The following is a 13,472-nucleotide window of genomic DNA, read 5'->3' as shown; positions in this document are numbered from 1 at the left end:
GATGACTTTCGAACCGCATGGCAAACATCTGGTCGCAGGCGAATGGATCGCAACTGCGCAGAAATTTACGAGCGAACCGGCAAGTGGCCCTGCCTTTGAATTCTCCGTCGGAACGGTGGAACTGGTTGATCAGGCGGCAAGAGCCGCAGAGGACGCCGTCTGGACCTATGGCCACTCCACTCGGGAGGAGCGCGCAGCCTTCCTCGAAACCGTCGCCGACGAGATAGAGGCGCGCGGGGCGGCGATCACCGAGATCGGGAGTTCGGAAACCGGGCTGCCAGCCGCCCGGCTCGAGGGCGAGCGTGCCCGAACCACCAGCCAACTTCGGCTGTTTGCCGCCCACATTCGCAAGGGCGAGTACCTCGACAGGCGACGCGACGAGGCCTTGCCGGAGCGCAAACCCCTGCCCCGCCCCGACATTCGCCTGATCCAGCGCCCGATCGGTCCTGTTGCCGTCTTCGGCGCCTCCAACTTTCCGTTGGCGTTTTCGACCATGGGCGGTGATACCGCCTCGGCTCTTGCCGCAGGCTGCCCCGTCATCGTCAAGGGCCACTCGGCACATCCGGGGACCGGCGAGATCGTCGCTGAGGCAGCGCTGGCCGCGGTCAAGGCGCACGGATTGCACCCGGGCGTCTTTTCGTTGATCCAGGGCGGGCGCCGCGATGTTGGAACCGGGCTCGTAACCCATCCGTTGATCAAGGCGGTCGGCTTCATCGGCTCTCTGGCAGGTGGACGGGCACTGTTTGATCTGTGCGCAGGACGACCGGAACCCATCCCCTTCTTCGGCGAACTCGGCTCGGTGAACCCGATGTTCCTCCTGCCCGACGCGATCACGGCGCGCGGCGAGGAGATCGCCAAGGGGTGGGCAGGTTCGCTTACCATGGGCGCCGGGCAGTTTTGCACCAATCCGGGTATCGCGGTGATCCTTGCCGAGCAGACCCCCGCCTTCGCGCAAGCCGCTCGCGCCGCGCTTTTAGACGTTGCACCGCAGGTGATGCTCACCAACGGCATTGCCAGAGCCTACCGCGACGGGCGTGACCGCATCACGGCGGGAGTTGGCGTCCGCCATATCCTCGGCTCAGATTGCGAGAACCGCGATGCAACGCCCAATCTCTTTCTCGTTGCGGCTCGGGATTGGCTCGGCAATCACGCCCTTTCAGAGGAGGTTTTCGGGCCACTCGGCCTGATCGTCACGGTCGAGAATCCCGAAGAGATGATTGAGGTCGCGAATTGCTTCGCAGGACAGTTGACAGCAACCCTCCATCTTGACGCGGGCGACACCGATCTCGCTCGCAAGCTCATGGTGATCCTTGAACGCAAGGCGGGCCGTATCCTGGTCAACGGCTATCCGACAGGCGTCGAGGTCTGCGATGCGATGGTTCACGGTGGCCCGTACCCGGCCTCGACCAACTTCGGCGCAAGCTCGGTCGGAACCATGGCCATTCGGCGGTTTCTAAGACCCGTTTCCTATCAGAACATTCCTGAACGGCTGATGCCTCGGGATCTGAGGTCGGCATAGCGACGGATTGCGCCATCACCCCTTGATAGCGTATCCACAAACGAACCGACAGTGATCTTGGAAACGGCCTATTGCATGATGACAGCGACGACTTCCGATCCCTCCGCCTCCCAGGGCAAGACGCTCGTGGCGCAGGTTGCGGATGCTCTTCGTTCCCAGATATCCAAGGGGCGTTACAATCCTGGAGACCGCCTGCCGTCTGAATCAAAGCTCACCCAGGAATTCGGCGTGAGCCGCACAGTGGTGCGCGAGGCGATTGCGGCCCTGCGCTCCGACGGCCTGGTTGAGCCCCGGCAAGGAGCGGGCGTTTTCCTTTTGGAGCAGGCTGCGTCCGTGCGGCGGCCGTTTCAACAGGTCGACCTCACGCGGGTGTCGTCGCTGATCGAAATGCTGGAGCTTAGAACCGCAGTCGAGGGCGACGCAGCGGCACTTGCGGCCCTTCGCCGCTCGCCCGGTCAGGAAGGCAAGCTCATCGAAGCCTTTGACGCCTTCAGGGCCTGCGCGGCTGCAGGGAAACCGACCGCGGAGGCCGATTTCGCCTTCCACGTCGCGATCGCCGAGGCAACCAACAATCCGCGCTTTGGCGAGTTCCTTAGGGCGCTTGGACCGGCTCTCATCCCCCGTCGCGCCATCGCGGATAACGGCGAGGAGGCTGTTCTTGCCTCCAACGAACTCAGCCGTCTCGTAGACGAACACGAGGCAATTCTCCTGGCCATACAGAACGGCGACGAGGATGCAGCACGCGCGGCCATGCGCAACCACCTCAAGAATAGCCAGATACGCTATCGCGCCATGTTGCGCACTACGCGCTAAGGACGCGAACCCGCGGCCGCCCTTGCAAACGAACAGATAACGGCTAACATGCCAGACAGGTTCGAAACAGGCGGAGTGGAAATGGAAGCCGAAAACAATCACGTTCGCGGCACGTCGCTGGCGGCAAAGATCAGCACAGCACTACGCCGCGAGCTGATGGAGGGTGTTTTCCGTCCCGGCGACAGGCTTCCAAGCGAAAGCGCGCTGACCAAAGAGTATTCGGTCAGTCGCACGGTCGTGCGTGAAGCTATCGCAATCCTGCGGGCTGACGGTCTGGTCGAGGCGCGCAAGGGCGCCGGCATCTTTGCGCTGGAAATCCAACAGGACAAGAACCAGCCCTTCAAGGATCTAACGACCCAACGGATTTCATCGGTGATCGAACTGCTCGAACTCAGAACGGTTTTCGAGGTGGAATCTGCAGGACTTGCGGCATCTCGCCGTTCAGCGGCACAGATCGAGGCGATCCTTGAGGCCCATCACCACGTGGGTGAATGCTTGGCGACCGGGTCGCCCACGCGAGACGCAGATTTCGAGCTTCACCTTGCAATTGCCGAGGCCACACAGAACAGACGGTTCCCGGAGTTTCTTCAGCTGATCCGTTCGGGTATCATTCCCCGCGGCGAACTACAGGGATCGGCGCCCGGATCGCGTCCGAAAGACTATAATCTGCACCTTCAGGAGGAGCACGGCCAGATCGTCGACGCGATCATCGAGGGGAACGCCGAGGCCGCACGCGAACGCATGCGCGCCCACCTTCGGGGGAGCCTGGAACGCTACAAGGTGCTTTTGCGGTCGCGCACCACGGCAACCGAAGAAAATTGAGCGACACCGTAGTTGTCATACAAGTACAAGAACATGTATGGTGATGATGTTATACAACATCATCGAGGTTTACATGGCTCTCCCCACCTTCCCCGCAGTATCGTCGGACGCGGGTGTCACCCGTCAGGTCCTGTCCGATTCCCCGGATCTCATGGTCGTGTCTTTTCGTTTCGAATCCGGCGCCAAAGGCAGGTTGCACCGCCATCCGCATGTGCAATCCACCTATGTGGCACGCGGCCGCTTCCGCTTCTTCCGCAATGGTGAAACCTATGATTTGCAGGCTGGCGATAGTCTCGTCATTCCAGGCGGCGCCGAGCACGGGTGCCAGTGCCTTGAGGCGGGCGAGCTCATCGACTGCTTTTCCCCCCGTCGCGATGACTTCCTATGAGCGGTTTGGCTTGACAGCATGATAAGCCTGTGACAGGTTCGCTGAAGTTGTCATACAGGATATAGGAGCCTGTACCGCCTTTATTGGCGAATGACACACGGAGGAACCATGTCATTACGCCGCATCCGCATCTATGGCGCGGCCGGACAGATCGGGACCATCGCGGTCACGCTGCTCGGCCTGCTTCTCCTGACCTTTTTCATCGGCCGGCTGATGCCAGCCGATCCCGTCCGCGCCATTGTCGGAGAAGATGCGACCCGGGAGACCTATGAGCAAGTCTACCGCTCGCTGGGTCTCGACCGGCCGCTCTGGGAACAGTTCTTCTATTATCTGGGAGACGTCTTCACCGGCAATTTCGGTACCTCCATTCGCACCGGCCAGCCTGTTATTCAGGATATCCTGCATGTGATGCCTGCGACGATCGAGCTTGCCACCTTCGCGATCCTCATCGGCGCGGGGCTTGGCGTTCCGCTCGGCGTCCTTGCCGCCGTCAACAAGGATCGCTGGCCGGACCATGTCGTGCGCGTTTTCAGCCTCTTTGGCCATTCCATGCCGATCTTCTGGACGGGCATGATCGCGCTGATCGTCTTCTACGCCCATTTCGGCCTCGTCGGCGGCAGCGGGCGGATGGATCAGTACTATATCGGGCTCGTCGAGGAGCGCACCGGCTTCCTCTTGATCGACAGCCTGATGGCGGGCGAGATGGATGTCTTCTGGTCGGCGGTCAATCACATCATCCTGCCGGCTGCCCTGCTCGGCTATTCCTCATCCGCCTACATCACGCGCATGACGCGCAGTTTCATGCTTGATCAGCTAGGTCAGGAATACGTAACGACGGCGCGCGTGAAGGGTCTTTCGCGCAGCCAAACGATCTGGCAGCACGCCTTCATCAACATCCGTGTCCAGCTGGTGACCATCATCGCGCTTGCCTACGGATCCTTGCTCGAAGGAGCAGTGCTGATCGAGACGGTCTTTGCTTGGCCAGGCTTTGGCCAATATCTCACCAGTAATCTCATTACCGGCGACATGAACGCCGTCATGACCTGCGTGCTGATTGTCGGCATCATCTTCATCGGACTGAACCTCCTGTCCGACGTTCTCTACCGCATCTTCGACCCGAGGACACGCTGATGGACACACGCGTTCAACCCACTTTCCGTCTGCCGGCACCGCTTCAGTCCGTGAAGAACATCGTACTTTTCCTTCTGAAGAGCCCGACGTCGACCTTCGGGCTCGCTGTTCTGGCACTGCTTGTCCTCATTGCTGCCCTCGCACCGCTGATCGCGACCCACGACCCCTATGCGCAGGACCTTGCCAACACCTTGCAGGCCCCAGGCAACGGCCACGTTTTCGGAACCGATGAGCTTGGCCGCGACATCTTCAGCCGGTTGGTCTTCGGCGCGCGCATCACGCTCACGATCATCTTCCTCGTCTCGATCGTCGTCGGCCCGATCGGTCTCGTCATCGGCACGACTGCCGGCTACCTCGGCGGCAAGGTCGATACTGTGATGATGCGCATCACCGACATTTTCCTGTCGTTCCCGAGCCTCATTCTCTCGCTCGCCTTCGTCGCGGCACTCGGGCCGAGCCTCAACAACGCGATCATCGCGATCGCGCTGACCTCCTGGCCGCCCATCGCACGGCTGGCGCGCGCGGAGGCGATGACATTCCGCAAGGCGGACTACATCTCGGCAGCGCGACTGCAGGGAGCCTCCGCGACCCGCATCATCTTCAAGTCGATCATGCCGATGTGCCTGCCTTCGGTCCTCATCCGGCTGACGTTGAACATGGCCACCGTCATCCTGACCGCCGCCGGCCTCGGTTTCCTCGGGCTGGGCGCACAACCTCCGCTTCCGGAATGGGGCGCGATGATCGCGACTGGCCGCAAGTACATGCTGGACAGCTGGTGGCTCGTTACCTTCCCGGGCATCTCCATCCTTTCCGTCAGCCTCGCATTCAATCTGCTCGGAGATGGCCTGCGCGACGCGCTCGACCCCAAGCAGATGAACCGGAGATAGCCCCCATGGAAAAGACCATTCTCGAGGTCGAGAACTTGCGCATCCGCTATGGCGGTGCTCCGGCAGATGCGGTGCGCGGCGTCTCCTTCACCCTTGGGCGCGAGCGTCTCGGGATCGTCGGTGAAAGCGGTTCCGGCAAGTCTACGGTCGGACGCGCGCTGCTGCGCCTGCTGCCCGGCGCAACGATCACCGCCGACCGGCTTCGCTTTGCCGAACTCGATCTGCCGTCGCTCTCCGAAAAGGAGATGCTGAAGGTCCGCGGAAGGCGCATGTCGATGATCCTGCAGGATCCGAAGTTCTCGCTGAACCCTATCCGCCGCGTCGGCGACCAGGTGGCGGAAACCTATCTGCGGCACTTCAGGTGCTCGAAGACCGAGGCGCGCGACAAGGCCCTTGCCATGCTTGAAGCGGTGAAGATCCGCGACCCGCAGCGCGTCTACGATCAATACCCGCACGAGATATCCGGTGGCATGGGCCAGCGTGTCATGATCGCGATGATGCTGCTTGCCGACCCGGACCTCGTGATCGCCGACGAACCGACTTCCGCGCTTGATGTTACGGTGCGGCTGCAGGTGCTGAATATTCTTGACGGTCTGGTTCGGGATCGCGGCATCGGCCTCATCATGATAAGCCACGACTTGAATCTCGTACGTAACTTCTGCGACCGCGTCCTGATCATGTACGCCGGTCTCATCGTTGAAACCCTGGCGGCTGCGGACCTCGACAAGGCGAAGCATCCCTACACGCGCGGCTTGCTCGCAGCACAGCCGAGGATCGGCGGCGGGCGCGCCCCGCTTGCCGTGCTCGATCGCCGTCCTGAATGGCTGGAGGAAATTGCCTGATGTCCGTTTCAGTCGAATGCCGCGATCTCGCTATAACCTTCGGCGCGGGCCCAACGGCCGTCAAGGTTCTTCCCGGCGTCACCTTCTCGGTGCAACCGGGCGAGTGTTTCGGGCTCGTTGGCGAAAGCGGCTCGGGCAAATCCACGGTCCTGCGTTGCGTTTCGATGCTTACAGACATTTGGACCGGCGACATTCTCATTGGCGGAAAGCCGGTGCGCGACATGCCGCTCATCGACCGCTGCCGCATGCTGCAGATGGTGTTCCAGGACCCCTATGGCTCGCTACATCCGCGTCAGTCGGTACGCACCGTCCTCAACGAGCCGCTCGTGATCCACAAGCTTGGCGACCGTGAGGAACGCATGCGCAAGGTGATCACCGATGTCGGCCTGCCGGTCTCGTTTCTCGACCGTTTCCCTCACCAGCTCTCCGGCGGTCAGAGACAGCGCGTTGCCATCGCCCGCGCCCTGATCCTCGAGCCGTCGCTGTTGCTGCTCGACGAGCCGACCTCGGCGCTCGATGTCTCAGTGCAGGCGGAAATCCTCAACCTGCTTCAGCGCCTGAGGGACGAACGTGGCTTCACCTACATCATGGTGACGCACGACCTCGCCGTGGTCGACCATATGTGCGACCGCTTTGCCGTCATGCTCCATGGCGAAATCACCGAAGTTCTGCCGCGCGAGGCGATCCCCGGAAACTGCGCGACCCATCCCTATGCGCGAGAACTGATCGGCGCCTCGCTGGAATACGAGGGCGCGCACTGAGGTCCCGCCTCTCAAGACCGCTCTTCCCAGCTTACGGTCCAGGACAAGGTTTCTCCCCCGACTTGCCCGGCCCAGTGCCGGGCATTTCTTTGCGGCAAGGAGACTGAGTTTTGAAGCGAATTGGCAGGGCATCAGGACGTCCCTCGCCGAACGGACGCCACGTACCCGGCAAAGCGCGCACCACATCCGCAAAGCTTAGCCTTGTCGCTCTCCTCGCAATGCGTTCGATCGTCGATGGGATCGATACCGGGTCAATGGCGATGGCTGCGCTTGCCCGCAGGTCACGGACCAACTTCCACCCCGACTACTTCACACCGTTGCTGGCGAGGCGGTCACGCTTGTACGTTCCGGGCCTTGCGGTGTCTGACAGGCACCGCCGCAACGGCGTTGTCCGGCATGTGAAACCTGCACCGCTCCCAACAGCAAAAGGCGCGCCGGGCGACGCGCCTTTTCAAATTCGCTGAAAGCAAAGCCTGGGGTTACCGTTCCTTCTTCACCCCTTCGAAACGCGACAGCCAGGGGCTAACGATCATCCCCTTCACGTCGCTTCGGAAGGCTGCTGTGTCGACGACTTCCGAGAACGGCTGGATCGACATGACAATCTCGTCCATGTAGGTCTGTACGCCTTCATAGAGCTTGATCTGCTTGGCGGTGTCGCGCTCGACCAGCGCCTCCTCGATCATCTTGTTCAGCTTCTCGTCAAAGAAGCTGGTGCGCCAACTCTGATAGTTGGTGAGCTTCGCGTCATCGGAATTGTTCGGGTTATAGGCAACGGACCTGAGATTGTTGTCCGGGTGCGGCTGCTGGCCGCCGCCGCCGCGACCGAGCAACAGTTCGAACTTCCGTTCGCGCATGGCACCGTAGATCTGATCGCCCGAACCGCTGATGAGCTCGGCCTGAATTCCGGCCTGGCCGAGCGTGTTCTGGATGGCGGTCGCCGCCTTCATGAAGGGGTCTTCGGAAAGGACGCGCAAGGTGGTCTTGAAGCCGTGCGGATAGCCCGCCTCTGCAAGCAGGGCCTTGGCCTTCGCAACATCCAGCTTGTAGCCTTCGTCCGGCAAGGTGCCAAGCACACCCGTCGACAGCGGCCGCTGGTGCAGCTTGCCGTAATAGGGCATCACTGCCTTGTCGAGGCCTTCGTAGTCGATGAGATAGCGCAGCGCCTCGCGAACCTTCTTGTTGGCGAACCGTTCGTCCTTCATCGAGACGCTGAGATAGTAGAAACCCGATCCAGGCGTCGATCTGATCGTGATCGCCTTGTCGGCTTCCAGCGATTTCAGATCCGGCGCCTGAAGTGAATAGGCAACGTCGATGTCGCCCTTTTCCAGAAGCAGGCGCTGCGACTGCGATTCCGGCAAGTGGCGAAGCAGCACGCGTTTCATGCCAGGGGCTTCGCCCCAGTATTCGCCGTTGCGGGTTAGGATGATGAATTCGTTCGATTTCCACTGCGTCAGCGTGAACGGACCGGAGCCGGCGGAGTTGAGCGTCAACCATGCCGCCCCGAGGTCGCCGTCCTTTTCGTTCTCAAGCGCCGCCTTGCTGTCGATGATCGAACCCGGACCGTTTTGCGCGAGGATCATCAGGATCAGGTTCGGGTCGTCGGCTTTCGGCAGATGCAGCACGAAGGTGCGATCGTCTTCGACGGCGAACAGCTTATCGGCCGCCTCGAGCGTAAAGCCGCGGGTCTTCAGGAACGACGATTGCGCCAGATTGCGCGCGAGCAGACGCTTCAGGCTCCAGGCGACATCTTCGGCTGTGACCGGATTGCCGGAGGCAAATTTGGCGTCGCTGCGTAGATGGAAGCGGATAGACATGCGGTCGTCTGCCACTTCCCAGCGTTCTGCCAATCGCGGCTGAACGCTGCGGTCCTCAGGCGAGAGGACGACCAGCGTGTCATAGATGTTGTTCAGCACCTGGACCGTCTCGCGGCCGGTGATGGCAGCCGGGTCGAGGGTGAGGATGTTACTCATCGTCGTCGCGACGACGAGTTGATCCTCCGGCGTTTCGGCCAGGACGATATGAGGCATCGTGGCGACGAGAAGCGCACCAAATGCGACCGTTGCTAAAAAGTGTTTCATGCTTCCTCCTTTGCGGCCGTCCACGCGGGATCCGACCTTCCTATCACAAGATGCGCCGGCCTGTTCCTCCACAGGCGAAGGCCAGATCAGCCAAGAATTTCGCCGACGGGAGCCGCGAGCGCCCGGCCGATCGCCGCCGTATCCACCGCCTCGAGATGAACGCCATCGGTCGTGGACGCCCGCGTCACCGAGCCGGCATCAAAGAACCGGTGGCCGAGCTCATCCGCGAGCTTGCGGTAAAGCGGAGACAGCCGTTCGGATTCGGCCACGCTGCGACCCGCCGACGTGTTTCCATCGGGACCGGACGAACAGGGGGGCGGCGCTACTATCAGAAGCTTGGGTATTGCCGCCTTCGGCTTGTAGGGAAAGGTCTCGATGATCTGCGCCAGCCGGCGCATGCCGGAAACGGCTCCCTCTGCCCGCCCGCCATGGACAGGCTTGATGTCGTTGGTACCAAGCATGATGATAACGAGGTCGAGCGGCATGTGACTGGCGAGCGCCACCTCCAACGCCTTGGCGCCGTTGCGGCATGCCGGGCCCGCATGGTCGTCGTAGCAGGTGGTGCGGCCCCCGAGTCCTTCCGAAATGACCCTTGCCCGGCCGCCGAGTGTTTCGCCGAGAACTTCTGGCCAGCGCCCTTCCGGCGGATGGCGCAGGCCCGTCGCCGGGTCGGCGCCCCAGGTCAGGCTGTCTCCGAAGGCAAGAACGGTCTTCATCACCACTTCCCTGCCCGTCAGCGCACGCGATTGTTTTCGATGAAATTGAAGTCGATATCCTCGCCGAGACCGGCTCGATCCGGCACGTGTACATAACCCTCGTGGTCCATGGGGTCGGACAGCGACTTCAGGTAGTCGTGCCCATCGTCATATTCGAGGAACGGGTGCAGCAGGCCACGCTCGTACCAGCGGCAGTTCTTGGTGGCGGCCACAACGTGCAGGTTCATGGCGGTGTTGCCATGCACTTCGCACTCCATGCCGAAGGCCTCGGCAAGGTTCATCGTCTTCAGTGCCGGGGTGATACCGCCGACATCATTGACGCCGGTGCGCAGGATGTCGCAGGCGCCGGCTTTGATCCACTCGGCGCGATGCCAATGCTTACCGGCTGCACTTTCCGGGCCGACCACGGGAATATCGAGATTATCTGCGAGCCACTTATAGGACGAAAGCGACTGCTCATCCATCGGTTCTTCGATCCAGTCGAAGCCAAGTTTTTCGAGCCCGCGCCCAAGTTCAAGCGCGTCTGTTCTAGAGTACCAATGGAAGGCATCGATCATCAGGTGGATATCCGGTCCGACCGCCTCGCGCACGGCCGCACATGCCTTGATGTCCATCTTTACATCGGGAGCCCAGCTCACCGGGGGCATCCAGGTGTGCAGCTTGATACCCTTGTAGCCGCGCTTGACCAGCGCTTCGGCGAAACGTCCATAGTCCTCGGGTGTTGCAAGACCACCCTCAAGTTCGTCCCCGCACATGATCGAGCCGTAGGCGAGCACCTTGTCGCGGTATCCTCCGATCAACTTGTATACAGGTTGTTTCAGGGTTCGCCCTGCAAGGTCCCACAGCGCGCAATCGACCACGGCAAGGGTGCGATCGGTGAGCTGCGCTGCTGAGCCGCGTTGCCAGTGCGCGAGGTCCTGCCAAAGCCGTTCGCGATCGCGATGGTCCTCTCCGATCAGGACCTTTTTCACAAATTTGTCGATAACATGCGGCCGGACGATTTCTGGCGCTGTGAAGGAATGACCCTCGTGTCCGTCTTCTGTGCGGATGGTCAGCAACGCCTGCTCGACCTGATGCGGCGGACCTGGATGCGCGTGACCAGCACTATCCGAGTGGCGGCGTGTGGTCGTGCGGAAAACCCGCACTTCGGCGTCGGTGATGATCATTGGTCCTCCGATATGCGAAATACGCGATTTAGTCGCGCCAACTTGTCTTATGTGAATTTACACAGATATCAGCCATGTTGTCAAATATGTATGACAGATTGCGCAAAATGCCTGATAGCCCACAGAATGCCTCCTGCTCTAAGGCAGGATGCCGTCTTTGCCGGGTCCCGAACAGATCCGACGTGTTGCAGCCTCTGCTTGTTGGCCATCATCTTTTGAAAAGAGGCCAGCGTTCTCGTCTGGACAGCACGCCAATCGAGGCCGCAAACAGGGCTTCGAACCCACTTCCCCTCCCGCGCCAGTGTTCGCCACGACCAAGGTGATTGGCCTCCAGGCCGTAGCGCGGCGCTATTGCAGTCACCGCCACACCCGGGCTCACCTCTCAGTTACGATTCTCGCCTTGACGTCGTCGGCCATTCACGATGAGCCTCACGACGGCGCCGCCGGGTCGTGAGAACCTCCAATGTAGTCTCCATGGAGAAGCTCTTTCCCGCTTGTCGATGGAACGTCGATCACAGACCAGCCGGCTGCGGGAATGTGGGAGCGCAACACTGATTACGGTGTCCTTGAATTGACCAACTCTAAAACTCGAAGCGAAATCATCCCGGGAGTGGAATGGCGGCCTCAAACGTGCGGGGCCGGGTCCGTCCATCTTTTTGACCCAGAACGTGAACGTCTCGGGAACAAGGTGACTACGTAATTGGAGAAGAGCATCTGCGCTCCAAAAGGCGCCAACTTCCTCGGCCGTCAACCGATGTTTCAAGCATCCCGGTTACAGGGCATGGACGAATTTCGCGCTGACGTCTCGCGTCGCGGAGGGGAGAATCCTATTCGTGCCAAGCCATCGCAGCGTTCATTGCTATCAGAGCCCCACTCAAAACCGCTGCGACCCACATCGCGACGGCAATGTATCGCCATGCCCCAAGCGAATGGGCCGCAGGTAGACGACGGAGGGCACGGTAGATATGGCCGCCGTCCGACACATTGCGCAGGTTCAACGACAGCAAGGCCAGGGCGACCTGACCAATGCAATTGACGACAATCGAAACCCAAATCAGCCCGCGCGCGTCGGTCGAAACGAACAATAGTGCACCCAAAGCCGTCAGGAACAACGCGGCATGGAAGAGCGGGCCTCCCGCGGCCACGACCAGTCGCTCGTTGTGCGTTGCCTCGTCCCAGGAAACGGCCGTGGCCGGAACCTGGGGTTCGCCCTTTTCACCCGCATAAGCGACCATGCCGCCTAAGGGCAACCAGCCGACCACGAAGCGGATGGCTCCTTCCCGCACAAAAACGGGGGGTCCACCGCCTAATTGCAAGCGCGTCGGAAGGATTCTTGTAAACCATTTCGCAGCACAGAAATGTCCCAGCTCGTGCACTACTGTTCCCACAAACAAGCACATCGCCAAGCATACTATAAACACCAGCAATATTTCGGAAAAGCTCATGGCCCCAACGTCCGACGTCAATTGCGACCTGACTAGTGGTGATATGTTAACGAAATGGCACTGGAAGAAAGGCAGCGTGATTTGTGGCTGACCAGCGAGCCGATTGGCACCAAGAATACGGCAGCGTGAGTTCAGCGGCGTCAAGCCCGGTGCGGAAATTGTCTCGATAACTTCGCCTTGAACTCAGCCGCCGGCCTCGACTCGGCCCCCGGCTCGTCTTGAAGCGTGAAGGAAATCCAGAAGGGTTTACCGCTGCCCGACACCGCGTGCTGCACGGCCTCGGCTTCCGCCACGAGGCTCAGCGTTTCTCCAAGCCAGACATCGACATGCGGGGCGAGCTCCTCCACCAAGACTCCGAGATAATCCTGTACCAGATCCGGTCTGAACAGTTGCGGCTCATAGGAGCCAAAGCTCGGCGGCAGCGATCCAGCGACGAGTACCTTTCGATCCTTCGCACTGTCGGCGGCCTCGCGTGCCAGGCGGCCGGCAAGAGCAACCAGCCGGCGGCCATCGGTGCGAAATCGTTCCTCGCCGATGTGAAACGGCACCAGCGCATAACTGTTCGTGGTAACGACGTCCGCCCCTGCGGTGATGAATTCCTCATGCACGCGCCTGACGATCTCAGGCCTTTCCATCAGCGCGAGCGCCGACCATTCCGGCTCGTCACGGTTGCGGAATAGGCCGGTAAGGATCGCCGTGAGTAAACTTGTGCGAGAGCCCGAGATTACACAAGAGAGATCAATAAACGCCGGATCTCACCAGTAGCTAGACAACTGCTCGTCCTCGTATGCAACCGATGGGATGAAAAGGACTCGCCGCCCACTACTGAAATCATTAGTGCCGCGCGTCTTCTCCACGGCACAGGTGTGCTGTGGCTTGCGGCATTTCACTTTCCGGCACATAC

General features: G+C 60.9%; 12 protein-coding genes and 1 pseudogene. 8 read left to right on the top strand and 5 right to left on the bottom strand.

Going from position 1 to position 13,472, the window contains the following annotated elements; all coding sequences use genetic code 11:
* Window position 1 precedes the first annotated feature (1 nt).
* The 8 genes from ACQ5BM_RS31975 (at window position 2) to ACQ5BM_RS31940 (ending at window position 7,163) form a co-directional block, all read left to right on the top strand.
* Window positions 2–1,519, top strand: a complete 1,518-nt coding sequence (locus ACQ5BM_RS31975) for an aldehyde dehydrogenase (NADP(+)) (protein ID WP_429819889.1) — start codon at window positions 2–4, stop codon at window positions 1,517–1,519.
* A gap of 75 nt (window positions 1,520–1,594) precedes the next feature.
* The gene (locus ACQ5BM_RS31970) at window positions 1,595–2,332 is read left to right on the top strand and encodes a FadR/GntR family transcriptional regulator (RefSeq protein WP_429819888.1); all 738 of its coding nucleotides are present in this window, start codon (window positions 1,595–1,597) and stop codon (window positions 2,330–2,332) included.
* 81 nt (window positions 2,333–2,413) lie between these two features.
* Window positions 2,414–3,154 carry a FadR/GntR family transcriptional regulator gene (locus ACQ5BM_RS31965; RefSeq protein ID WP_429819886.1) on the top strand — a complete coding sequence of 247 codons (741 nt, stop codon included), beginning with the start codon at window positions 2,414–2,416 and terminating at the stop codon, window positions 3,152–3,154.
* A gap of 37 nt (window positions 3,155–3,191) precedes the next feature.
* Entirely contained in the window at window positions 3,192–3,542 is a 351-nt protein-coding gene (locus tag ACQ5BM_RS31960; protein WP_429819884.1) for a cupin domain-containing protein, read from the top strand.
* Window positions 3,543–3,650: 108 nt separating this feature from the next.
* On the top strand, window positions 3,651–4,673 hold the full coding sequence (locus ACQ5BM_RS31955) for an ABC transporter permease (protein ID WP_429819883.1): 1,023 nt from the start codon (window positions 3,651–3,653) through the stop codon (window positions 4,671–4,673).
* Window positions 4,673–5,560: an ABC transporter permease gene (locus ACQ5BM_RS31950; protein ID WP_429819881.1), complete on the top strand. Its 888-nt coding sequence runs from the start codon at window positions 4,673–4,675 to the stop codon at window positions 5,558–5,560. Before ACQ5BM_RS31955 ends, ACQ5BM_RS31950 begins: the two co-directional genes overlap by 1 nt.
* Window positions 5,561–5,565: 5 nt before the next feature.
* Window positions 5,566–6,402 (top strand): ABC transporter ATP-binding protein, encoded by an 837-nt coding sequence (locus tag ACQ5BM_RS31945; RefSeq protein ID WP_429819879.1) that lies wholly within the window; start codon window positions 5,566–5,568, stop codon window positions 6,400–6,402.
* Window positions 6,402–7,163: an ABC transporter ATP-binding protein gene (locus ACQ5BM_RS31940; protein ID WP_429819877.1), complete on the top strand. Its 762-nt coding sequence runs from the start codon at window positions 6,402–6,404 to the stop codon at window positions 7,161–7,163. The genes ACQ5BM_RS31945 and ACQ5BM_RS31940 overlap by 1 nt, the downstream gene beginning before the upstream one ends.
* Window positions 7,164–7,642: 479 nt before the next feature.
* Here the strand turns inward: ACQ5BM_RS31940 and ACQ5BM_RS31935 are convergent, their stop codons facing one another.
* The 5 genes and pseudogenes from ACQ5BM_RS31935 to ACQ5BM_RS31915 form a co-directional block, all read right to left on the bottom strand.
* Window positions 7,643–9,241: an ABC transporter substrate-binding protein gene (locus ACQ5BM_RS31935; RefSeq protein ID WP_429819876.1), complete on the bottom strand. Its 1,599-nt coding sequence runs from the start codon at window positions 9,239–9,241 to the stop codon at window positions 7,643–7,645.
* A gap of 86 nt (window positions 9,242–9,327) precedes the next feature.
* On the bottom strand, window positions 9,328–9,957 hold the full coding sequence (locus ACQ5BM_RS31930) for an SGNH/GDSL hydrolase family protein (RefSeq protein WP_429819874.1): 630 nt from the start codon (window positions 9,955–9,957) through the stop codon (window positions 9,328–9,330).
* Between the two features lie 17 nt (window positions 9,958–9,974).
* The gene (locus ACQ5BM_RS31925) at window positions 9,975–11,123 is read right to left on the bottom strand and encodes a mandelate racemase family protein (protein ID WP_429819871.1); all 1,149 of its coding nucleotides are present in this window, start codon (window positions 11,121–11,123) and stop codon (window positions 9,975–9,977) included.
* 827 nt (window positions 11,124–11,950) lie between these two features.
* Window positions 11,951–12,568, bottom strand: coding sequence for a site-2 protease family protein (locus ACQ5BM_RS31920; protein WP_429819869.1), 618 nt, complete (start codon window positions 12,566–12,568; stop codon window positions 11,951–11,953).
* A 203-nt stretch (window positions 12,569–12,771) separates the two neighbouring features.
* Window positions 12,772–13,260: pseudogene (locus ACQ5BM_RS31915) on the bottom strand (homocysteine S-methyltransferase family protein); the annotation flags it as partial.
* Window positions 13,261–13,472 lie beyond the last annotated feature (212 nt).

Source organism: Ensifer sp. B1-9 (assembly GCF_050474445.1).
In the GTDB taxonomy this organism is placed as follows: Bacteria; Pseudomonadota; Alphaproteobacteria; order Rhizobiales; family Rhizobiaceae; genus Ensifer.
The sequence above is the reverse complement of the archived record's forward strand: the minus strand, read 5'-3'. Positions and strand labels throughout refer to the sequence as shown.

Coding starts and splice junctions, on each gene's coding strand:
- ACQ5BM_RS31975 (WP_429819889.1), top strand. CDS start 2: ATGACTTTCGAACCGCATGGCAAACATCTGGTCGCAGGCGAATGGATC.
- ACQ5BM_RS31970 (WP_429819888.1), top strand. CDS start 1,595: ATGATGACAGCGACGACTTCCGATCCCTCCGCCTCCCAGGGCAAGACG.
- ACQ5BM_RS31965 (WP_429819886.1), top strand. CDS start 2,414: ATGGAAGCCGAAAACAATCACGTTCGCGGCACGTCGCTGGCGGCAAAG.
- ACQ5BM_RS31960 (WP_429819884.1), top strand. CDS start 3,192: ATGGTGATGATGTTATACAACATCATCGAGGTTTACATGGCTCTCCCC.
- ACQ5BM_RS31955 (WP_429819883.1), top strand. CDS start 3,651: ATGTCATTACGCCGCATCCGCATCTATGGCGCGGCCGGACAGATCGGG.
- ACQ5BM_RS31950 (WP_429819881.1), top strand. CDS start 4,673: ATGGACACACGCGTTCAACCCACTTTCCGTCTGCCGGCACCGCTTCAG.
- ACQ5BM_RS31945 (WP_429819879.1), top strand. CDS start 5,566: ATGGAAAAGACCATTCTCGAGGTCGAGAACTTGCGCATCCGCTATGGC.
- ACQ5BM_RS31940 (WP_429819877.1), top strand. CDS start 6,402: ATGTCCGTTTCAGTCGAATGCCGCGATCTCGCTATAACCTTCGGCGCG.
- ACQ5BM_RS31935 (WP_429819876.1), bottom strand. CDS start 9,241: ATGAAACACTTTTTAGCAACGGTCGCATTTGGTGCGCTTCTCGTCGCC.
- ACQ5BM_RS31930 (WP_429819874.1), bottom strand. CDS start 9,957: ATGAAGACCGTTCTTGCCTTCGGAGACAGCCTGACCTGGGGCGCCGAC.
- ACQ5BM_RS31925 (WP_429819871.1), bottom strand. CDS start 11,123: ATGATCATCACCGACGCCGAAGTGCGGGTTTTCCGCACGACCACACGC.
- ACQ5BM_RS31920 (WP_429819869.1), bottom strand. CDS start 12,568: ATGAGCTTTTCCGAAATATTGCTGGTGTTTATAGTATGCTTGGCGATG.